The following is a 20,557-nucleotide window of genomic DNA, read 5'->3' as shown; positions in this document are numbered from 1 at the left end:
TTTTCCCGCCTGAATCATTACCCTCTCAAATCTTTTTCCTCTGGAAACACCGGCCTGCCATGCAAAAATTTACTCTGTTACTGCTCAGTCTGGTCCTGCTGGCCCCGCTCGGTATTGACCTTTATCTGCCCACGCTGCCGCAAATTGCGCTGGGACTGAATACACCCATTGAAAATATCCAAACCACCATCCCGATTTTCCTGCTGGTAATGGGGCTCGGCCAGTTGGTCAGTGGCCCGCTGGTGGATAACTATGGCCGTAAACCCATCGCCATCGCTGGGCTGCTGTTATATTTCGCTGGCAGCGCAATCACCGCCACTGCGACCAGTTGGCCGCTATTTTTAACGGCGCGCCTGGTGCAAGGCTGTGCGGTCTGTTGTAGTGCTGTGGTTGCATTCAGCGGCGTGCGAGATCGTCTGCAAGGCGATGACGCGGCCCGCGCCTATGGCTTCCTCAATGGTGCGCTGAATATTGTCCCTGCCCTTGCCCCACTGCTGGGCGGCCTGTTGGCTCAGGCATTTGGCTGGCGTGCGCCTTTCTGGTTCCTGTGCGTTTATGCAGCGGTGATCTTGCTGCTGGTGTTGCGTTTCTTACCCGAAACTCGCCCGGCAGATACATTGCGGGTGCGCGGGCTGCCGTTGCGCCAGTACGCTGCCATTCTTCGTTCCGGCCGCTTTATCGCTTTTGCTTGTGCTAATGCTGGCGCATTGGGCATGGTACTGACGTATGTGTCGCTGGCACCGGATGTGTTGATGACCAACGGCGGACTCACTGCCCTGCAATTCTCTATCGCATTTGGGTTGAATGGCTTTTGGATCATGTTCGTCAGCACCATAGCTAACCGTACTATCCGTAAAGTTGGCAGGCCGTTCTGCCTGATGGTGGGGACCTTCGCCATGTTGGTGGGTGCGGCCCTGCTCATCGGCGGTCAGCATCTGTTCGCCGCGCAGCTCCAGACACACTGGGCACTCTACATGATCCCGGTAGGTATCTCAGTCGCGGGTCTTGCCTTTACCGTTGGTCCTGCCACCAGCTATGCGCTGGAGCCGTATCAGCAACAGGCGGGCGTGGCCTCTGCCCTGCAAGGATTTATTCAAATGGCGGGCGCCGCCAGCGCCAGTTTACTGGCAGTGGCGTTGCCGATTGCAGCAAAGTCGGCATTGGCGCTGATGATGCTGGTAGGTGCAGCGCTGGCGTTGATCGCCTGGCGCTGCAGTAAGCGCGTACAGGGAACCCTGCGCGAAATTAAATAACCTTCACCGGTACGCGTGGTGCCAGAGCACACATCAGCTCATAGCCTACCGTACCGGCCGCTTTTGCCACCTGATCGATTTTGACCTGATTGCCCCAGAGTTCCACGGTTGAGCCAATACCCGCATCCGGGCATGGGGTCAGATCGACCGTTATCATATCCATTGAAACTGCCCCAACGACCTGCGTCAGAATGCCATCCACAGCCACTGGCGTGCCACTCGGCGCGTGACGTGGATAACCATCGGCATAACCACAGGCGACAACACCAATACGCTGCGGCTGCGAGGCACGATAACGATAGCCATAGCCGACACCGTCTCCAGGCTGGAGCTGTTGCACACCAATGATCTCACTTTGTAAGGTCATCACCGGTTTCAGGCCGGTTTCTGCAATATCTTGCCACTCACCGCTTGGGGATGCGCCATACAGAATGATCCCCGGACGTACCCAGTCGTAGTGCGCTTCAGGATGCCACAATGTGCAGGCAGAATTAGAGAGCGAACGCGGCACGGCCAGCCCTTCGGCGGCATGCTCAATACGCTGAAGCGGCTCCACCAACCCCTGCGGATTCTCTGCGTCGGCAAAATGCGCCATTAAGGTCATATCGCCAACATTCGGTAAGGCACGCAACTTCTGCCACACATTGTGTAGCTGTTCCGGGCGGAACCCGAGACGGTTCATCCCGCTATTCACTTTGACGTAGATATCAATTGGCGCAGAAAGCGATGCGTTGGCAATCGCCTGGATCTGCCAACTGCTGTGTACGCTGGTGGTTAAGCGATAGCGATCAATCAGGTCCAGATCTTCCGCGTGGAAAAAGCCTTCCAGCAGCAAAATAGGCTTTTGCCATCCTGCATCACGCAGCAGGATTGCTTCTTCCATATTCAACAGCGCAAAACCATCGGTGGCTGACAGGCTCTGCCAGACACGGGCAATACCATGACCATAGGCGTTAGCCTTCACCACTGACCAGATACGCGAACCCGGTGCTGCCTGACGCGCAACAGACAGGTTATGACGCAGCGCTTGCTGATCAATGGTGGCAAAAACGGGACGTGACATTCTACTTCTCCCTGATGCTTAACGGGTCGCGCTGGCATCACGCAGTGGCGCGGCCTGCCCGGAATTCCCCGACAAATAACGAAACACGGACAGATCGTCTGCTGCAATGGCTGGACGCTTGCCGGAAATTAAATCGGCCAACAGTTGGCCTGAACCGCAGGCCATTGTCCATCCCAGCGTCCCGTGACCGGTGTTGAGCCACAGATTGCTGAGCGGCGTTGCACCCACGATTGGCGTGCCGTCTGGCGTCATTGGACGCAGACCGGTCCAGAAACTGGCCTGTTCAATGTGACCGCCTTCAGGATAGAGATCGCGCACAACCATCTCCAGTGTTTCCCGACGCGCAGGCAGCAGTTTGGTGTTAAAACCAACAATTTCCGCCATGCCGCCGACCCGAATACGCTGATCGAAGCGGGTCACCGCCACTTTGTAGGTTTCATCCAGAATGGTAGAGACCGGTGCAGCAGCGCTGTCTTTTACCGGAATGGTCAATGAGTAGCCCTTCAGCGGATAAACCGGGATATCCACAATATTATGCAACAGCGCGGTAGAGTAAGAGCCAAACGCCACCACGTAGGCATCCGCTTTGATCACTTCCTCACCACACTTCACACCGTAAATGCGATTACCTTCGCGCAATAGCTGATCGACCGAGGTGTTAAAGCGGAACTTCACACCCGCCTCAGCGGCCATTTTTGCCAGACGCTGCGTAAACAGTTGGCAGTCGCCGGTTTCATCATTCGGCAGACGCAAGCCACCGGTGAGTTTATGCTGGGTTGCGGCCAGTGCCGGTTCGATGCGCGACAACTCACTCGCTTTCAGGAGCTCATAGGGCACGCCCGCTTCTTGTAATACGGCAATATCTTTACTGGCGCTTTCATACTGTTGCTCGGTACGGAACAGTTGCAGCGTGCCACCCTGGCGTCCTTCATAGGCGATGCCGGTGGCCTCCCGCAGCGTTTTCAGGCAATCGCGGCTGTATTCGGCGATACGCACCATGCGGGCTTTATTCTGCTGATAGTGGTTCATGTCGCAGTTACGCAGCATATTCCACATCCACTCGAGCTGGAATCGACTGCCGTCGAGACGGATCGCCAGAGGAGCATGACGCTGGAACATCCATTTAACTGCTTTTAGCGGAACACCTGGCGCCGCCCAGGGTGCCGCATATCCGGGAGAGATCTGGCCTGCATTACCTGCGCTGGTCTCCAGCGCGGCATTTTCCTGGCGATCAATCACCGTCACTTCATGACCGGCTTGTGCCAAATACCAGGCACTTGCCACGCCCACCACACCACTTCCCAGAATCACTACCCGCATACGTCCCCCGACGAACCCGATGAGCACAATCATCTACAATTTAAACGTTAGCCAGAGCATCTGCCATGGCCACTACTCACAAAATCTCTGAATTCATTTCACCCTGGTTTACGAATTTGGGTAACTAAAATCTTTTTCAAATTAAAAATACAGTGATTTATGCGCTTTATTGTTCAAATATTAATCATTCACATGACAAAAACAGTTAAAAGCACTTTTTTCAGCACATTCAATCGGGGTAATAACTTTGCCTTATAAACAGCTATTAAATCCTGACTTTTCAGGATAATTAGAATTAAATTCTATGGTAAGTTTTTTTTGATTTAAAGAAGTGATTTTCTACCAAATATTTAAATTGAGTTCTGGTTTCGGATAGGAGACAGTGAACTATCATTGAAGTGTGTGCGCAGTAGTTTCAGGTTCTCCAGGGCGCAGGATGAGGCCCCTATATCACCACGACCGCCTTAATTGGTTGGCAAAACAGAGGTGCGCTATGACGACATTCTTTGACGATCCTATCAAGCATAATCAACGTCTCAGTGACGGGCCTGACTGGACCTTTGAGCTCCTCGATGTGTATCTGGCGGAAATCGACCGGGTAGCAAAACTCTACCGTCTCGATACCTACCCGCACCAGATTGAAGTGATTACCTCCGAACAGATGATGGATGCCTATTCAAGCGTGGGTATGCCCATCAACTACGCTCACTGGTCGTTTGGTAAAAAATTCATTGAAACAGAACAACGCTATAAACACGGGCAGCAAGGTCTGGCCTATGAAATCGTCATCAACTCCAATCCCTGTATTGCTTATTTAATGGAAGAGAACACCATGACCATGCAAGCGCTGGTCATGGCTCATGCCTGCTACGGGCATAACTCTTTCTTTAAAAATAACTATCTGTTCCGCAGTTGGACCGATGCCAGTTCGATTGTTGACTACCTGTTGTTTGCGAAAAAATACATCGCGGATTGCGAAGAGCGTTACGGTGTTGAAGAGGTGGAGCGACTGCTCGACTCCTGCCATGCCTTGATGAACTATGGCGTAGACCGCTATAAACGCCCGCAGAAGATCTCTCTACAGGAAGAGACTGCGCGCCAGAAAAGCCGGGAAGAGTATCTGCAAAGCCAGGTGAACACCCTGTGGCGCACGCTGCCAAGACGTGACAAAGAAGAAGTACACGTACAGGCTTCCCGCTACCCTTCTGAGCCACAAGAAAACTTGCTCTACTTTATGGAGAAAAATGCCCCGTTGCTGGAACCCTGGCAGCGTGAGATTTTGCGGATTGTGCGTAAAGTCAGCCAGTATTTTTATCCGCAAAAACAGACGCAGGTGATGAACGAAGGCTGGGCCACTTTCTGGCACTACACCATTCTTAACCATCTGTACGATGAAGGGAAAGTGACAGAGCGGTTTATGATGGAGTTCCTGCATAGTCACACCAATGTGATCTATCAGCCCTCCTACAACAGCCAGTGGTACAGCGGGATCAACCCGTATGCTCTGGGCTTTGCGATGTTCCAGGACATTAAACGCATTTGCCAACAGCCCACCGAAGAAGATCGCTACTGGTTCCCGGACATCGCCGGGTCTGACTGGCTGGAAACGCTGCACTTTGCCATGCGTGAATTTAAGGACGAGAGCTTTATCAGCCAGTTCCTGTCACCGAAAGTGATGCGCGACTTCCGCCTGTTTACGGTACTGGATGACGATCGTAACAACTTCCTGGAGATCGCGGCGATCCACGATGAATCCGGTTACCGGGCGATTCGTCAGCAACTCTCCGCACAGTATAACCTGAGCAATCTCGAACCGAATATTCAGGTGTATAACGTTGATCTGCGCGGGGATCGTTCCCTCACCCTGCGTTACGTTCCGCAGAGCAGAACACCGCTGGATCGCAGCCGTCGTGATGTGTTGAAACACGTGCATCGTTTGTGGGGCTTCGATGTGATTCTGGAGCAGCAAAACGAGGATGGTGGCGTTGAACTGCTGGACCGCTGCCCACCGCGCGGCTCACCTTCCCTGTAAGCATGAAAAAAGCGGCTCTGGTGGCCGCTTTTTTTATCTCTGCACAATTAACGCTTTGGACTGAGGTCTTCCGGTAAATTGCCTTGCATGCTGTGCCAGATTTCACCGCTGCGACGACCGTATTCACGCACGGCTTCCACAATCATCTCCTGCGTTGGCTCTGTATCACACAGTGCCAACAGCTGACGGTAAAAATCGGCGGCCAGCTTGCGAGCTTCCTGGTTAGAGAAGAAGTGGCGTCCGACGCGAGTATACAAGCCTTTCAGCCCATTCAGAATCAAACCATAAATCGGATTGCCTGAAGCAAAAGCCAGCCCGCGGAAAATACGGTAATCCAGTTCAGTAAAGCTCTCTGCTTGATCGCTAGCCTGGTTAACCGCTTCCAGCACGCTGCGCGCTTTATCGGCATGGTGGCGGATCGCCCGGCTAATAAAAATGGAGGCGACGTTGGTGCGCACGGACAACACGTTGTCGATTAACACGGGGACGCTATCGTGATCGAGGCGGGCGAGAGTTTCGAGAATATTGAGGCCCGAGGTTTCCCAAAAATCATTCACCTTGGTGGGTTTACCGTGCTGAATGGTGAGCCAGCCATCACGAGCCAGGCGCTGTAACACCTCGCGCAGGGTGGTGCGGGTAACACCAATCAATTCCGACAGCTCACGCTCAGCCGGGAGGATAGAACCGGGGGGAAAGCGGCTATTCCAGATGCTTTCAATAATGTACTCTTCAGCAAATCCCGCAGGGCTTTGCGCCTTTATCACCATAGCCGTTTTCTCGTCGCTTTCTCTCTCATAATGGGGCTCATCATACCAGAGGCAAAAAGCGGGATATAGTTGAAGCCACGGGAAAAACGTGAGTAGCCAAAAAAAATTGCACTTTAGACTACAGATAAATGTAATCGGTTAACCGTTTGCGGCATTTCTGATTAAGATCATATTTATGCACTCTTTTTCCCCCCTCGACAGATGGCATCCACCGCCCGATGGTTTACACTGCGTGACGTTACTATTTACAGGGAAAACCTTATGTTGCGATATCTGAATCAATCCTCGCATGGGCGTGGAGCATGGTTGCTGTTGGCCCTCACAGCATTCGGACTGGAGTTAACCGCACTGTGGTTTCAGCATGTGATGCTACTCAAACCCTGCGTAATGTGTATTTATGAACGTTGCGCCCTGTTTGGTGTGATGGGTGCCGGCATCGTGGGTGCTATCGCCCCGAAGACACCGCTGCGCTATGTCGCATTACTGATCTGGATTGGCAGTGCGATTAAAGGGCTGAGTCTGGCCTGGGAACACACCATGATCCAGTTGCACCCCAACCCATTCGTGACCTGTGATTTTGCCGCCCGCTTCCCAACCTGGCTGCCACTGGACAAATGGCTGCCATCCGTCTTTGTTGCCACTGGCGACTGTGCCGAGCGCAGCTGGACGCTGTTCAACCTGAGTATGCCGCAATGGCTGGTCGGGATTTTTGCCCTGTATTTACTGGTGGCCGTGCTGGTGCTAATCGCGCAGATTTTGCGTCCGGCAAAACGCGACCTGTTTGGGCGCTGAGTCAGACCCCGTGCTGGTCGGGACGATCGATAATATGGTCTTCCCAGTTCCTCACTTCACTCTCCCGTACGGCGATGTAGCGCACAGAAATACGCTGTGCATGCATCGCCTGCTTGCTGCCACTCAGCAACGGATGCCACGCCGGTAGCGTCTTGCCTTCACCCAGTAAACGATAGGCACAGGTGCGCGGAAGCCAGTTAAAACTGGTCAGGTTCTCACGTGTTAGTTTGATGCAGTCCGGCTCATATTCGAAACGGCGCTCATAGTTACGGCAGGAACAGGTGCGGATGTTTAGCTGATTACAGGCCACATTGGTGAAATAAATCTCATCGGTATCGGCGTCCTGCAGCTTGTTCAGGCAGCATTGGCCACAACCGTCACATAAGGATTCCCATTCCTCATCGCTCATCTGCTCCAGCGTTCGGGTCTGCCAGAAAGGAATGTCGCTCATGTTAATACCCACATAAAAAGTAAACCGCACCTTATAGCGATTCAGGTGCGGCGTTGCAAGTTTTACAGCACGCGCGTGCTGATGCTTTGCCCGGCAAGCGAGACTTCCAGCGTATCGCCGCTACGCATCGGACCCACACCTTCCGGCGTACCGGTCAGAATGACATCACCTGCGCGCAGGGTAAAGAAACGACTCATGTAGGCAATCAGCGGTAAGATTTTATGAATCATGTCTGCCGTGGTGCCATGCTGGCGGACTTCACCGTTCACCACCAGTTTAAGCTCTGTGTCCTGCGGATCGCCCTGGAATTCACTCGCGGGAATAAACCCGGACAGTGGGCAGGAATTATCAAAGCCTTTCGATTTTTCCCACGGCTGGCCTGCTTTCTTCAGACCGGCTTGTACATCACGCAAAGTGAGATCCAGCGCAATGCCATAACCGGCAATCGCTTTCGCCACATGTTCTTCACTGGCGTGCTTCAGCGTTGCGCCAATCAGCACCGCTAACTCAACTTCGTGGTGGACTTCACCAAACTCACCAGGAATTTGTAGTGGTTCACGTAAGTCGCAAATGGCGGTTTCCGGTTTGATGAACACCACTGGCTCGGTGGGGGTAGCGCTACCCATCTCTTTGATATGTTTAGCATAGTTGCTGCCTACGCAGACCACTTTGCTGGTTGGGTAATCGAGTAACGCGCCTTGCCAATTACGATGCTGATACATGCTAATCCCCTGCTTCATTTATGTTTGCCGCCAGCTTAGCTGGCGATGTGCTATTCCTTTGACCGTCGGAACGCGACAGCAAAGACATAATAAGCTGGATTGACCACGAAGTTGATGCAGAAATTGTCATAATGCATAAATGAAGCGGCTACGGTCAGTGCCGTAGCCGACCGGGCGAGCAGCCCGGTAAAATATATTCGCCAGATCGGGCGTCTTATATTATTTTTACAGATGAATCTGAATTACGCTTTTTTACCGCGCTCAAGATGGCTGGCAAGCAGGTTTTCTACTGGCGGTGGGATTTGTAAATAAAAGCCCTGCTCTTCCAGCGCCTGACGCACCTTATTAATGTCAGCATTGGCCAGCGTTTCGCGCCCGGCGAGGTTAATCACCATCGCCAGCTGCGGCTTGCCGAAGCCGCGCAGCAGCTCTTCAGGAACGCGGGAAAAATCGTCCTTTTTTTCAACATAGAGATATGTCTGGTCACGTTGCGGGCTTCTGTAGATCACACAAAACATATTTTTTACTCGAATTAACAAAGATGGTGGCTTGCCTGAATATAGCAGTAACTATAACATGCTTGCAGTACTTCGAATATTGACTGCTCTGACTTAAATGCGATTTATCCGGCACGGGTCAGGCGGTCCATGGAACAGGACGAATCGGGACAGATGTCACAAACGCCAATTGAATTAAAAGGGAGTAGTTTCACCCTGTCTGTTGTCCACCTGCACCAGGCGCAGCCGGAGGTTATTCGCCAGGCACTGCAGGAGAAAATCGCGCAAGCGCCTCAGTTCCTGAAAAATGCCCCGGTAGTCCTCAATGTTGCAGGATTAGAGGGACCGGTAAACTGGAAGCAGTTACAGCAGGCCGTGCTTGCCACCGGCTTACGCATTATCGGCGTCAGCGGTTGTAAGGACGAAACACTGAAGCGAACGCTGACACGCGCAGGCATTCCGGTGTTAACGGAAGGGAAAGAGGGCAAGAAACGTGAAGAGCCCAAAGCCCCTGTCGAACCGGAAAAACCCGTTGTGTTAGCCGAACCCGCCATTAATAAAACCCGCGTGATCAATACCCCAGTGCGTTCTGGTCAGCAAATTTATGCCCGCAATGCTGACCTGATTGTCACCAGTCACGTGAGCGCTGGGGCAGAACTGGTCGCAGACGGTAATATTCATGTCTACGGCATGATGCGCGGTCGTGCGCTGGCGGGTGCCAGTGGCGATCGCGCCTGCCAGATTTTCTGCACCAATCTTTCAGCCGAGCTGGTCTCCATTGCCGGAGAGTACTGGATTAGCGATCAGATACCGGCAGAATTTTATACCAAAGCCGCACGCCTCAGTCTCAAAGATGGCGAGCTGGCAATACAGACTCTTAGTTAAGGCCCCTTTTCTTTCGTTAAGGAAATCAACATTATGGCACGCATTATTGTAGTTACATCAGGTAAAGGGGGCGTTGGCAAGACCACGTCAAGCGCGGCCATTGCGACGGGATTAGCGCAAAAAGGCAAAAAAACCGTCGTCATCGATTTTGACATTGGCCTGCGTAACCTTGACCTGATCATGGGGTGTGAGCGCCGCGTGGTGTACGACTTTGTTAACGTGATTCAGGGTGATGCCACGCTGAATCAGGCATTGATTCGTGACAAGCGCACCGAGCAGCTCTACGTTCTCCCCGCTTCACAAACGCGTGACAAAGACGCACTGACCCGTGAAGGGGTTGAAAAAGTGCTGAATGACCTGAATGCCATGGAGTTCGATTTTATCGTCTGTGACTCCCCAGCCGGTATCGAAACCGGGGCATTAATGGCGCTCTACTTTGCCGATGAAGCCATCATTACCACCAACCCGGAAGTCTCCTCAGTCCGTGACTCAGACCGTATCCTTGGCATTATCTCTTCCAAGTCTCGTCGTGCTGAAAACGGTGAAGATCCGGTGAAAGAGCACTTGCTGCTCACCCGTTACAACCCGGGTCGCGTTAGCCGTGGCGATATGCTCAGCATGGAAGATGTGCTGGAAATTCTGCGTATTCCACTGGTTGGTGTCATTCCAGAAGACCAGTCGGTGCTTCGCGCCTCTAACCAGGGTGAGCCTGTGATTCTTGACGATCAGTCAGATGCAGGTAAAGCCTATGCCGACACCGTGGAACGTTTACTCGGTGAAGAACGCCCCTTCCGCTTTATTGAAGAAGAGAAGAAGGGTTTCCTGAAACGCCTGTTCGGGGGATAAACCATGGCATTACTCGATTTCTTTTTATCCCGAAAGAAGAACACCGCTAACATCGCGAAAGAGCGGTTACAGATTATCGTTGCTGAGCGCAGAAGAGGCGACAGCGAGCCACACTATCTGCCGCAGTTGAAGCGCGATATTCTGGAAGTGATCTGCAAATACGTGAAGATTGATCCAGAAATGGTCACCGTTCAACTGGAACAACGCGGTGAAGACATTTCGATTCTGGAGCTCAACGTAACGCTGCCAGAAGCGGAAGAAGCGGAAAAATAACGCGAGAAATCCCCCCTGCTATCAGGGGGGATTTTTTTAAGCGGAGGCCAGTATGGCGTCGATATCCGCTTTCATCAGTTCACCACGCCAGCCGGTGAGCAGCTCTGGGGTGCGCGTCTGTGGACGAATGCCCCAGTGCACATTCAACACCTGGTTGATCTGACGGCGTGAAGCCAATAACTCAGGGCTGAAACCACTGCTTTCGCTGGTTGCCTGCACCACCCCTTTGATGGCCTTAAAGATCTGCTTGTAGCCTGCATGGTCGATAAGATTAGGCAACGGTGCTGGCAAACTCGCTTCGTCGAGCTGCTGTGCCTGCTCAACCAAATCCAGCAAGGTTTTGCCATGGAAGCGAATCTCATGTCCGCCCAGTCCCAGGTGCGACAACTCACCCAGCGAACCCGGCTGATAACGCGCGACTTTCCACAGGTTCTCTTCACGCACAATGAAGTTCACCGCCATATCTTTTTCACGCGCCAGGCGCAGACGCCAGTCGGCCATCAACTGCAATGCCGCAAGCTGACGCGGACGTAACTGCCAGGCATTGGTAATATCCCGCCAGGCATCCTGTGGGTCCAGTACATCGAGGCGACGTTGGCACAGCGTATTGCATTCACTCAGCGCAGCGTTAAGCGTACCCGCTTCTTCCGCCTGTTTAACTAACTGGTGCGCAATCGGCAGCAACCAGTAGACGTCACCCGCCGCATATTCACACTGGCGTTCGGTTAACGGACGCGCCAGCCAGTCGGTACGGGCTTCGCTCTTATCCAGTTCAACCTGATGATAATGCGCTACCATCGCGGCAAAGCCCCAGGAGAGATTCTGCCCGGCAAACGCGGCCAGAATTTGGGTATCAATCATGGGTTGCGGCAGCACGGCGAAGCGGTGCAGGAACACTTCCAAATCTTCGCCACCGGCGTGGAGGAATTTCGTGACCGCGCTGTCAGTCAGCAAATCGATAAAGGGTTGCCAGTCGCGAATTTCTAGCGGATCGATTAATACCAACTGTTCGCCATCATACAACTGGATCAAACCCAGTTGTGGATAGTAAGTCCGCGTACGCACGAATTCGGTATCCAGTGCGACAGCAGCGTGTTGGCGCGCTTGCTGACAAACTGCCGCCAGCGCCTGATCCTCGGTTATCAGTGAATAGTTCACGTTACATATTTCGCCATCCCTCCAAAGGGACGACGCCTCTAATTAGTACAACAAAAACGCCGGACAAGGCCGGCGTTCAACCATAAGGGTGGCGCAAACTACGCTGCGCCAGTTTTCACTTCGTCCCGCAGCGCGCGACGTAAAATCTTACCAACATTGGTTTTGGGCAGTTCATCCCGGAACTCAATCACTTTTGGCACTTTGTAGCCCGTGAGCTGGCTGCGGCAGTGGCTCAACAGCTCTTCTTTTGTCAGACTGGGATCTTTCTTCACGATGCAGACTTTAACCGCTTCACCGGTTAAATCGCTCGGAATGCCAATGGCTGCCGCTTCACGCACTTTCGGGTGCTGCATCAGCACATCTTCAATCTCATTGGGATAGACATTGAAGCCCGAAACCAGAATCATATCTTTTTTACGGTCCACCACGCGGATGAAGCCTTCTGCGTCAACGGTAACAATATCACCGCTCAGGAGCCAGCCATTTTTCAGCGCTTCGTCAGTGGCCTCTGGCCGCTGCCAGTAGCCTTTCATCACCTGTGGACCACGGATGCACAGCTCTCCCGGCTCACCCAATGGCACCTCTTCACCCTGATCGTTCACCACACAGATATCCGTAGACGGCACGGGTAAACCGATGCTACCGGTGTGATGTGTAATGTCATAGGGATTCACCGACACCAGCGGTGAGCACTCGGTCAGACCATACCCTTCCAGCAGGTAGTGACCGGTGAGTTTTTCCCAACGCTCAGCTACCGCATGATGCACGGCCATCCCACCGCCAGCCACCAGTCGCGCGGCAGAGAAGTCGATACGGGTGAAATTAGGGTCATTCATCAGGGCATTAAACAGCGTGTTTACCCCGGTGATGGTGGTGAAACGGAAATTACGCAGCGCTTTGACAAAGCCTGGAATATCACGCGGATTGGTGATCAGTAAATTGTGGCCACCCAGGTCAATAAACAGCAGGCAGTTCACGGTGAGCGCAAAGATATGATAAAGCGGCAGCGGCGTCACAACCCGCTCTTCTCCCGGGCGCAGCAGTGAACCGTATGTTGCTTTAAATTGCTCCAGGTTTGCCTGGATGTTGCCATGGGTCAGCATCGCGCCTTTGGCAACGCCCGTAGTGCCACCGGTGTATTGCAGGAAAGCCAGATCGTCGTTGGTCACTTCAGGACGCTGATATTTCAGCGCTTCACCCTGACGTAAAGCCTGATGGAAGGAGATCGCCCCAGGGAGGTGGAACGACGGCACCAGACGTTTAACGTGCTTCACGACCGCATTCACCAACGTGCCCTTCAGCGCACCCAGCGCATCACCCAACTGAGTTAAGACAACGTGTTTCACCGCCGTTTCGCCGATCACTTTTTCCAGCGTATGGGCGAAGTTGGCCACAATCACAATCGCTTTCGCACCGCTGTCCTGGAGTTGGTGTTTCAGCTCTCTGGGGGTATAAAGCGGATTCACATTCACCACGACCAGGCCCGCGCGCAGTACGCCCATCAACGCTACCGGATATTGCAGCAAATTGGGCATCATTAACGCAACGCGATCGCCCCGCTCTAACTGCAATCCGTGCTGCAACCAGGCGGCAAAAGCCCGACTCTGCTGCTCAAGTTGGTTGAATGACAGGCACTTGCCCATGTTTTCAAACGCGGTTTTGTCACCATAGCGCTCGACGGCCTGTTCAAACAGCTCAATCAGCGATTGATAGCGATCTGCATTAATTTCTGCCGGCACATCTGCCGGATAGCGCTTTAGCCAAACCTTATTCAAGGATCCACCCCGATAATTATACTGAATCGCCATAGCCGCCTCGCTGGTTACGCATGAATTAACAATATTTTAACTGATTGTACCAGTTTGCTCTGCGTGGAATCGCAGCCTTGCGAGACGCATCACTAAAATCGCGTCGACTATGGCCCTGAAAAATAAAAGCCCGGTCGGGTGTGTCGCGACCGGGCTGAAAAATAAGTCAAAACAGCTGTCAGGATTACTCTGTCAGGATGGTATCAACCTGAGCCGGTGCCGGTGGGAAAGCCCAGAACGGCGGGGGTCCCCAGTAGCCGCCACGATGACGGGTTGGGCCATACCAAACCCAGTTATCCATGGGCGCAGCAGAAGAAACGACCTGACGCTGCATACGCCAACGTTGATAACCACGCACATCGACCACCACAAAGTCGTAGCTTGCCTGACCGACTACCCCTTTTTCCGTACCTCGAATAGTACCCAGCACGGTGACGTACTGATTAGCCACATCAACAGGATCGACGAAGCTGTGTACATCGGCATAGATTCGTCCTTTTGATGCGCTACCCAGAATCGGTCGCGCGCCATCATCCAGCGGCTGGGTAGCAATTTCCAACCGCGTGACGCCATTGCGATTGGTCACCTGCACCACTTTACCGCCGAAGCGTGCTTCCTGGCCCACATACAGCTTAGGCGCATTGAGCACGCGAGTAATATCTTGCTGTGGTAATGCTGACGATCCTTTAATGCTATCCGGCACGCTGGCACAGCCACTTAATAGCAGGGCACAGCTCAACAGAACGCCGGAGATTCCTTTACGATTGATAGGCATAGCGTACCTCCTGGTCTTTTCTGCTTAGACTTGCTAAATGAGAATAAGTTGCGTCTCTGTTAGCGTCCTGGCAGTTTTTTCCACGCCACTTCATTACGCAAATACACCGGTTCAGCCGCCTCTACCGCCACGGTTTTACCCGCCTGCCAGGCCTGAAGGGCCAGCGGCAGCATATCTTCCGCGGCAGGCAGTGTGACGCCACTGTCGCTCAGGGTCAGGCTATGGTTCTGTTGCAACTCAGGCCAGGCTTGCCAGCCGGTTCCCGCCGTTGCCCACTCACCCTCTAGCGCCTGCATCCGCGCCAGGGCCGCCGCCGGTGAAAGCACGCTTTCTGTGGTTTCACCGTGCCAGACGCCATCGGCATCGCGCTGGTATTCTGCCCAGTACACTTCACCCATTCGTGCATCGATCGCGGTTAATACCCGACAGGCACCAGAGGTGCGCCATGCACCTTCAGCCAGCGTCATCAGCGTTGAGATACCCGCCATCGGCAGATTCGCGCCCAACGCCAGGCCCTGGGCGATACCAATCCCGATACGCACGCCGGTAAAACTGCCCGGCCCACGACCAAAGGCTAACAGATCAATCTCTTGTAATTTCAATGCCTGGGCGGTCAGCAGCTCCTGCACCAGTGGCAGAATACGTTGAGTGTGATCGCGCGGCGCAATCTCAAAGCGCGCATCCTGTTGCTCATGATTGAGCACGGCACAGGAGCAGGCTTCCGTTGCGGTGTCGAGGGCTAAAATTCGGGCAGACATAACATCCTCAGATGATTCAAAAACGGCGCGCATCTTAACACACGCCGGGGAAAATTACTGGCTGGGTTGCTGGCGAACGAACGCAATGGCCCGGTCGATACTGCGCGTGCGTGGCGTTGGCGGCAAACTGTTCAGGAACAGTGCGCCATAGGGCCGTGAAACCAAACGTTGATCGCAGATAACCAGCACGCCCCGGTCATCAACATCACGAATCAGTCGCCCCACGCCCTGTTTCAGCGTGATCACCGCATCAGGCAGTTGAACCTCTTTGAAAGGATCGCCCCCGCGCAAGCGGCAATCTTCCATGCGCGCCTTGAGTAAGGGATCTTCCGGGGAGGTAAACGGCAGCTTATCGATAATCACCAACGACAGCGCATCTCCCCGCACATCCACCCCTTCCCAGAAGCTGCTGGTCGCCACCAACAGGGCATTACCGGCATCCAGGAACTGCTTCAGCAGTTGCCCTTTACTGGTTTCACCCTGCACCAGGACCGGCAACGTCATTGAGGCACGAAATTCTGCGGCCAGTTCACGCATCATCAGATGCGAGGTACAGAGAAAGAAACAGCGCCCTTTGTTCGCGTCGATCAGCGGTTTCATCATCGTCGCCAACTGACGGGCACCCCCACGCTGATTGGGTTCGGGCAGATTACGCGGGACGCACAACAAGGCTTGATGGGCGTAATCAAACGGGCTGTCGAGAATCAGGGTTTTGGCGTTGGATACGCCGAGGCGATCGGCAAAGTGCCCCATCTGATCATCCACCGCCAGCGTCGCGGAGGTGAAGACCCAGGCCGCTTTACGGTTATCCATCACCTCACGGAAACGTTCAGCGACAGACAGCGGCGTCAGTGCGAGAACAAAATGGCGCGAACTGCATTCGTACCAGTAGCTGAAACCGGGTTCATCAATATTGCGCAGCCGCTTGAGCCGCGTACGATACTGTGCGGCACGCTCATAGGCGGCATCCAGCAGCGCGGATCGCCCAAGCGAAAGCTTAATGACGTCGTAGCAAAGCTCCAGCGCGTCATCCAGCAGCGTCAGCATGCGCATAATTTGCTGATCGCTCAGCAGATCGCGCAAATTGCCGCGATAGCCGGGATCGCCCAGCGTCAGCCGAAAATCTTGCGTACACTGGCTGAGACGGTCAGCCACTTTTTGCAGCTGCTGCGTATCTCGCAGTTCCGTACGGTAGGCGATAGTGATGTCTTTCGCGAGGTCGAGCAGTTGGCGGCTGGCCAGTTGCTGACCAAAATACTGGCTGGCGATATCCGGAATTTGATGGGCTTCATCGAAGATCATTACTTCGGCATCGGGTATTAACTCCCCGAAGCCACTCTCTTTCACCACTAAATCCGCCAGAAACAGATGATGGTTAACCACCACCACATCCGCATCCATCGCCTTTTTACGCGCCTTCACCACGAAGCACTCTTTGTAGCGCGGGCAGTCACTGCCAAGGCAGTTGTCATTGGTGCTGGTCACCAGCGGCCACAGCGGGCTGTCTTCCGCGACGCCGCTGCAACTGCTGACATCACCATCTACCGTCACACTGGACCAGCTCCGCAGCGTCATTAAGTCGCTCAGCGCCTGATCGCGCAGCTCCCCACCGCTCATGCTTTGCTGTTCCATCCGTTCGAGACAAAGGTAGTTGGATCGCCCCTTCAGTAACGCCGTTTTACCCGCGAATTTCAGCGCTTTGCCAATGGTGGGTAAATCACGCCCGTACAGCTGATCCTGCAAGGCTTTTGACCCGGTAGAGATGATCACTTTTTTGCCTGCGCGCAGGGCTGGCGCAAGATAGGCATAGGTTTTACCGGTTCCGGTCCCGGCTTCCACCACCAGTTCCCCGCCCGTTTGTACTGCTTGCGCCACTGCCGTTGCCATTTCACGCTGCGCTTCACGCGGCTTAAAACCGGTAATGGCCTGCGCTAACACGCCATCGCTAGAAAAATCGTCTGCCACACACCCTCTCAGCCCGCAGAAAAAACAGGCCTATTATACGCAAATTGCTGCATGTTGCATGACGTCGGCACCTTAACCCGCCAGGACACGCTTGCGGGATGCCGGGAATTTCTTCAGCTTTTTCGCCGGTCGAATAGGACGGCGCAGCAGTTCACCGCCACAGTTTGGGCACTTACCATCAAGTTTATTTTCGGCGCAGGTGACACAGAAAGTGCATTCAAATGAGCAAATTCGGGCATCAATGGAGTGCGGTGGCAGATCGATATCACAGCACTCGCAGTTAGGGCGCAGTTCCAGCATGGTTATCTCCTTATAAGCGAAGGCCTGATAATGCCACTCCCCCGCCGTGCTGCACAGGATTTGCTGATTTCCGCAGGCCGCTTTTTTGCCGCCGCCAGCTATGACAGAATAACCGCCTGATGAATGCCCACGGTCGGGCAACGCGTTTAAGGATTTTAAAAATGACGATTACACGTATTGATGTGGCTCCACGCATGAGCGAAGCGGTGATCCACAATGACACCGTTTACTACACCAGCGTACCCGAAGACCTGACGGGCGATGCAGAAGCGCAAACCGCAGACGCACTGGCGGTGATTGATCGTATTCTGGCGCGTGTAGGCAGTGATAAGAGCAAAATTCTCGATGCCACCATTTTCCTGACGGAAAAAGCCGATTTTGACGCGATGAACCGTGCCTGGGATGCGTGGGTCTCGCCGGACAATGCGCCCGTGCGTTGCACGGTACAAGCCGGTTTAATGGACCCACAGTTCAAAGTAGAAATTAAAGTGATTGCGGCACTTTAAACGCGGTCAGTCGTTAGTCTTCGTCGTGTTCTTCATCTTCGAAGCGCATCGCAATCGCCTCGCCCTGATACGTTTCGCGGATCTCCTGCGCCACCAGGGCGATGGCCTGACCGCTGGACATCCCTTCAGACATTAACTGATGGATACGTTCCACTGCCTGCTGTTGCTGCTCATGGGACAGTGCCGGTAAACCTGTAAACATAGTGCTCTCCTGATTTTCAGCCGGGTATTATTTCACGGGTAACAATCTGGTGCCAGCCGGGAAAATTTATGTCAGGCTAAGCGCCTCGCTGTAAGACAAAAAAACTCATGACTGCTAAAACGTTATCTTTAGAGTATACGCCACAGGCGTTATCCGATTGGTTCGCGCCTGTGGCTGCACAGCCGTGGGCGATGCTCCTCAGCTCGGCGCATGCCGTACACCGCGACAGCCGCTTTGATATCATGACGGCGGCCCCGCTGGCGACCTTAATCACCCAGGGGTCAGTGACCCGAATTGAACAGACAACCGGGTGCGAAGAGCACACTGCCGACCCGCTGCAACTGTTGCAGGAGATGCTGGAACAGCACTGCCCGAAGCAACCTGAACAGCCCGACCTGCCGTTTCTCGGCGGCGCTTTAGGGCTGTTTGGCTATGACCTGGGCCGCCGCTTTGAAAGCCTGCCACAGCAGGCTCGTCACGACCTTAATACGCCAGATATGGCCGTCGGGATCTACGACTGGGCGCTGATAGCCGATCATCAGCAACAACGCCTGACGCTGGTGTGCCAGCGCGATCCTGCGGCACGACTGGCGTGGCTCCAGCAGCAGCAATGCGCCACAAACGTCCCTTTCCGCCTGACTTCAGGCTGGCAATCCAATATGACGCGGGCAGAGTATGGCGAACGCTTCCAGGCCGTGCAGGATTACATCCGCGCCGGAGACTGCTACCAGATCAACCTTGCCCAGCGCTTCCAGGCGAGCTACGAAGGTGATGAGTGGCAGGCGTTTTGCCAGTTGAATCAGGCCAATCGTGCACCTTTCAGTGCTTTTTTACGCCTGCCCACCAGCACCATTTTGAGTTTCTCGCCGGAACGTTTTCTCTGGCTGCGGGAAGGTGAAATTGAAACGCGACCAATCAAGGGCACGCGCCCGCGTATGCCTGATGACGCTGCCGACCGTGAACAGGCTTTAGCGCTGGCAACGGCGGAGAAAGATCGCGCCGAGAACTTAATGATTGTCGACCTGCTGCGCAATGATATTGGCCGGGTTGCCCAGCCGGGTAGCGTAACGGTGCCGGATCTGTTTGTGGTGGAGCCCTTCCCGGCGGTACACCATCTGGTGAGCACCATTCGCGCACGTTTACCCCCCAACTTACAGGCCAGCGATCTGCTGCGCGCCTGCTTCCCCGGTGGCTCAATCACCGGTGCGCCGAAAATCCGGGCCATGGAAATCATCGATGAGTTGGAACCTCATCGACGCAACGCCTGGTGCGGCAGCATTGGCTACATCAGCGGCTGTGGCACGATGGATACCAGCATTACCATCCGTACGATGATTGCTGAAGGCCAGCAACTGTACTGTGCAGCAGGCGGTGGCCTGGTGGCAGACAGCGAGGTGGATGCCGAATACGAAGAAACGTTCCACAAACTGAGCCGTATTCTGCCCGCGCTCGAGGAAACCGGGAAATGAGTCAACTCACGCTGGATCAGTTTATTACCCGCTTCCAGCTCCACCAGCCGGTTGCCGGACATCAGGCCCCCGCACAGCGCCATGCCGCCGTGCTGGTACCGGTTATTGCGCGTCCACAGCCTGGCCTGCTACTGACTCGCCGCTCACTGGCGCTGCGGAAACATGCCGGACAGGTGGCATTTCCCGGCGGGATGCAGGACGCGGAAGATCGTGATGCTAATGCAACTGCGCTGCGCGAGACCTGGGAAGAGGTCGGCATCACACCAGATCGCGTGCGGGTCATTGGACAACTCCCGCCGGTGATCAGCAGCACCGGTTTTCAGGTGACGCCGGTGGTGGGAGTGATTGCCCCCGATTTTACCCTCACCCTCAATCCCACCGAGGTGGAAAGCGCCTTCGAAATGCCCCTGGCTGAGGCATTGCGTATCAGCCGTTACAGCGCACTGGATATTGAGCGTGCCGGAAAACGCCACTCAGTGTGGCTTTCGTGGTATCAGGATTACTTTGTCTGGGGCATGACCGCCGGCATCATTCGCGCTTTGGGACAACAGATCGCCTGGTAACCAGGCGATTCAGCACAATATTCTGCCTTTTCACGCCTTCCCCCACGACTAAAGCTTAAATAAGTTTTTTCTCAGCACTGCATAAGTTAATTTCATGCGAAAAGCCACATCTTTTTCTGCACGGATCGTTACTATTAGCCCCATAAACTGCT

Annotated in this window: 22 protein-coding genes; 9 read left to right on the top strand and 13 right to left on the bottom strand. The window is 54.1% G+C overall.

Going from position 1 to position 20,557, the window contains the following annotated elements; translation table 11 throughout:
- Positions 1-59 precede the first annotated feature (59 nt).
- A complete protein-coding gene (locus F3J40_RS09770) occupies positions 60-1,253 on the top strand; it encodes a multidrug effflux MFS transporter (protein WP_167014146.1) in 1,194 nt (397 codons plus the stop codon).
- Here the strand turns inward: F3J40_RS09770 and dadX are convergent.
- Entirely contained in the window at positions 1,246-2,316 is a 1,071-nt protein-coding gene (gene dadX / locus F3J40_RS09765) for a catabolic alanine racemase DadX (RefSeq protein ID WP_167014144.1), read from the bottom strand. The genes F3J40_RS09770 and dadX overlap by 8 nt on opposite strands.
- Positions 2,317-2,334: 18 nt before the next feature.
- A complete protein-coding gene (locus F3J40_RS09760; protein WP_026042435.1) occupies positions 2,335-3,636 on the bottom strand; it encodes a D-amino acid dehydrogenase in 1,302 nt (433 codons plus the stop codon).
- Between the two features lie 493 nt (positions 3,637-4,129).
- Between F3J40_RS09760 and F3J40_RS09755 the strand changes: the two genes are divergently transcribed.
- Positions 4,130-5,668 carry a SpoVR family protein gene (locus tag F3J40_RS09755; RefSeq protein WP_017346324.1) on the top strand — a complete coding sequence of 513 codons (1,539 nt, stop codon included), beginning with the start codon at positions 4,130-4,132 and terminating at the stop codon, positions 5,666-5,668.
- Between the two features lie 47 nt (positions 5,669-5,715).
- Here F3J40_RS09755 and fadR read toward each other — a convergent pair whose 3' ends face one another.
- Entirely contained in the window at positions 5,716-6,435 is a 720-nt protein-coding gene (fadR, locus tag F3J40_RS09750; RefSeq protein ID WP_167014142.1) for a fatty acid metabolism transcriptional regulator FadR, read from the bottom strand.
- 261 nt (positions 6,436-6,696) lie between these two features.
- Between fadR and dsbB the strand changes: the two genes are divergently transcribed.
- Positions 6,697-7,227 carry a disulfide bond formation protein DsbB gene (dsbB, locus tag F3J40_RS09745; protein WP_167014140.1) on the top strand — a complete coding sequence of 177 codons (531 nt, stop codon included), beginning with the start codon at positions 6,697-6,699 and terminating at the stop codon, positions 7,225-7,227.
- 1 nt (position 7,228) lies between these two features.
- Here the strand turns inward: dsbB and ycgN are convergent, their stop codons facing one another.
- The 3 genes from ycgN to F3J40_RS09730 form a co-directional block, all read right to left on the bottom strand.
- Complete coding sequence (ycgN, locus tag F3J40_RS09740; protein WP_017346327.1) at positions 7,229-7,678, bottom strand: cysteine cluster protein YcgN; 450 nt, start codon at positions 7,676-7,678, stop codon at positions 7,229-7,231.
- Positions 7,679-7,740: 62 nt separating this feature from the next.
- A complete protein-coding gene (locus F3J40_RS09735) occupies positions 7,741-8,400 on the bottom strand; it encodes a fumarylacetoacetate hydrolase family protein (protein WP_167014138.1) in 660 nt (219 codons plus the stop codon).
- Positions 8,401-8,642: 242 nt separating this feature from the next.
- Positions 8,643-8,918, bottom strand: coding sequence for a YcgL domain-containing protein (locus tag F3J40_RS09730; RefSeq protein WP_017346329.1), 276 nt, complete (start codon positions 8,916-8,918; stop codon positions 8,643-8,645).
- 153 nt (positions 8,919-9,071) lie between these two features.
- Here F3J40_RS09730 and minC point away from each other — a divergent pair, with 153 nt between their 5' ends.
- Genes minC through minE form a run of 3 tightly spaced genes read left to right on the top strand, consistent with a single transcriptional unit; the run spans position 9,072 to position 10,901 of the window.
- A complete protein-coding gene (minC, locus tag F3J40_RS09725) occupies positions 9,072-9,782 on the top strand; it encodes a septum site-determining protein MinC (RefSeq protein ID WP_026042436.1) in 711 nt (236 codons plus the stop codon).
- A gap of 33 nt (positions 9,783-9,815) precedes the next feature.
- Complete coding sequence (gene minD / locus F3J40_RS09720; protein WP_167014136.1) at positions 9,816-10,628, top strand: septum site-determining protein MinD; 813 nt, start codon at positions 9,816-9,818, stop codon at positions 10,626-10,628.
- 3 nt (positions 10,629-10,631) lie between these two features.
- Positions 10,632-10,901: a cell division topological specificity factor MinE gene (gene minE / locus F3J40_RS09715; RefSeq protein WP_017346332.1), complete on the top strand. Its 270-nt coding sequence runs from the start codon at positions 10,632-10,634 to the stop codon at positions 10,899-10,901.
- 36 nt (positions 10,902-10,937) lie between these two features.
- On the opposite strand, the gene rnd is transcribed toward minE, so the two are convergent.
- From rnd to F3J40_RS09685, 6 genes are all read right to left on the bottom strand, one after another.
- Complete coding sequence (gene rnd, locus F3J40_RS09710; protein WP_167014133.1) at positions 10,938-12,059, bottom strand: ribonuclease D; 1,122 nt, start codon at positions 12,057-12,059, stop codon at positions 10,938-10,940.
- Between the two features lie 98 nt (positions 12,060-12,157).
- Positions 12,158-13,834 (bottom strand): long-chain-fatty-acid--CoA ligase FadD, encoded by a 1,677-nt coding sequence (gene fadD, locus F3J40_RS09705; RefSeq protein ID WP_167014131.1) that lies wholly within the window; start codon positions 13,832-13,834, stop codon positions 12,158-12,160.
- 217 nt (positions 13,835-14,051) lie between these two features.
- The gene (locus tag F3J40_RS09700) at positions 14,052-14,642 is read right to left on the bottom strand and encodes a Slp family lipoprotein (protein ID WP_167014129.1); all 591 of its coding nucleotides are present in this window, start codon (positions 14,640-14,642) and stop codon (positions 14,052-14,054) included.
- Positions 14,643-14,701: 59 nt separating this feature from the next.
- Entirely contained in the window at positions 14,702-15,400 is a 699-nt protein-coding gene (gene tsaB, locus F3J40_RS09695) for a tRNA (adenosine(37)-N6)-threonylcarbamoyltransferase complex dimerization subunit type 1 TsaB (RefSeq protein WP_167014127.1), read from the bottom strand.
- A 54-nt stretch (positions 15,401-15,454) separates the two neighbouring features.
- Positions 15,455-17,365, bottom strand: a complete 1,911-nt coding sequence (gene yoaA / locus F3J40_RS09690) for a DNA repair helicase YoaA (RefSeq protein ID WP_167014125.1) — start codon at positions 17,363-17,365, stop codon at positions 15,455-15,457.
- A gap of 72 nt (positions 17,366-17,437) precedes the next feature.
- Positions 17,438-17,665, bottom strand: a complete 228-nt coding sequence (locus F3J40_RS09685) for a DUF1272 domain-containing protein (RefSeq protein ID WP_017346338.1) — start codon at positions 17,663-17,665, stop codon at positions 17,438-17,440.
- A 161-nt stretch (positions 17,666-17,826) separates the two neighbouring features.
- On the opposite strand from F3J40_RS09685, the gene F3J40_RS09680 reads away from it, so the two are divergent.
- The gene (locus F3J40_RS09680) at positions 17,827-18,171 is read left to right on the top strand and encodes a RidA family protein (RefSeq protein ID WP_167014123.1); all 345 of its coding nucleotides are present in this window, start codon (positions 17,827-17,829) and stop codon (positions 18,169-18,171) included.
- A gap of 13 nt (positions 18,172-18,184) precedes the next feature.
- Here the strand turns inward: F3J40_RS09680 and F3J40_RS09675 are convergent, their stop codons facing one another.
- Complete coding sequence (locus F3J40_RS09675; RefSeq protein WP_017346341.1) at positions 18,185-18,373, bottom strand: YoaH family protein; 189 nt, start codon at positions 18,371-18,373, stop codon at positions 18,185-18,187.
- Positions 18,374-18,480: 107 nt separating this feature from the next.
- On the opposite strand from F3J40_RS09675, the gene pabB reads away from it, so the two are divergent.
- Together pabB and F3J40_RS09665 are read left to right on the top strand one after the other, a co-directional pair.
- On the top strand, positions 18,481-19,842 hold the full coding sequence (gene pabB / locus F3J40_RS09670) for an aminodeoxychorismate synthase component 1 (RefSeq protein WP_167014121.1): 1,362 nt from the start codon (positions 18,481-18,483) through the stop codon (positions 19,840-19,842).
- Positions 19,839-20,405: a CoA pyrophosphatase gene (locus F3J40_RS09665; RefSeq protein ID WP_167014119.1), complete on the top strand. Its 567-nt coding sequence runs from the start codon at positions 19,839-19,841 to the stop codon at positions 20,403-20,405. Before pabB ends, F3J40_RS09665 begins: the two co-directional genes overlap by 4 nt.
- The last annotated feature ends 152 nt before the right edge of the window (positions 20,406-20,557 follow it).

Origin of the sequence: Candidatus Pantoea multigeneris (genome assembly GCF_011752615.1) — a bacterium.
GTDB classification, from domain to species: domain Bacteria; phylum Pseudomonadota; class Gammaproteobacteria; order Enterobacterales; family Enterobacteriaceae; genus Pantoea; species Pantoea multigeneris.
The sequence above is the reverse complement of the archived record's forward strand: the minus strand, read 5'-3'. Positions and strand labels throughout refer to the sequence as shown.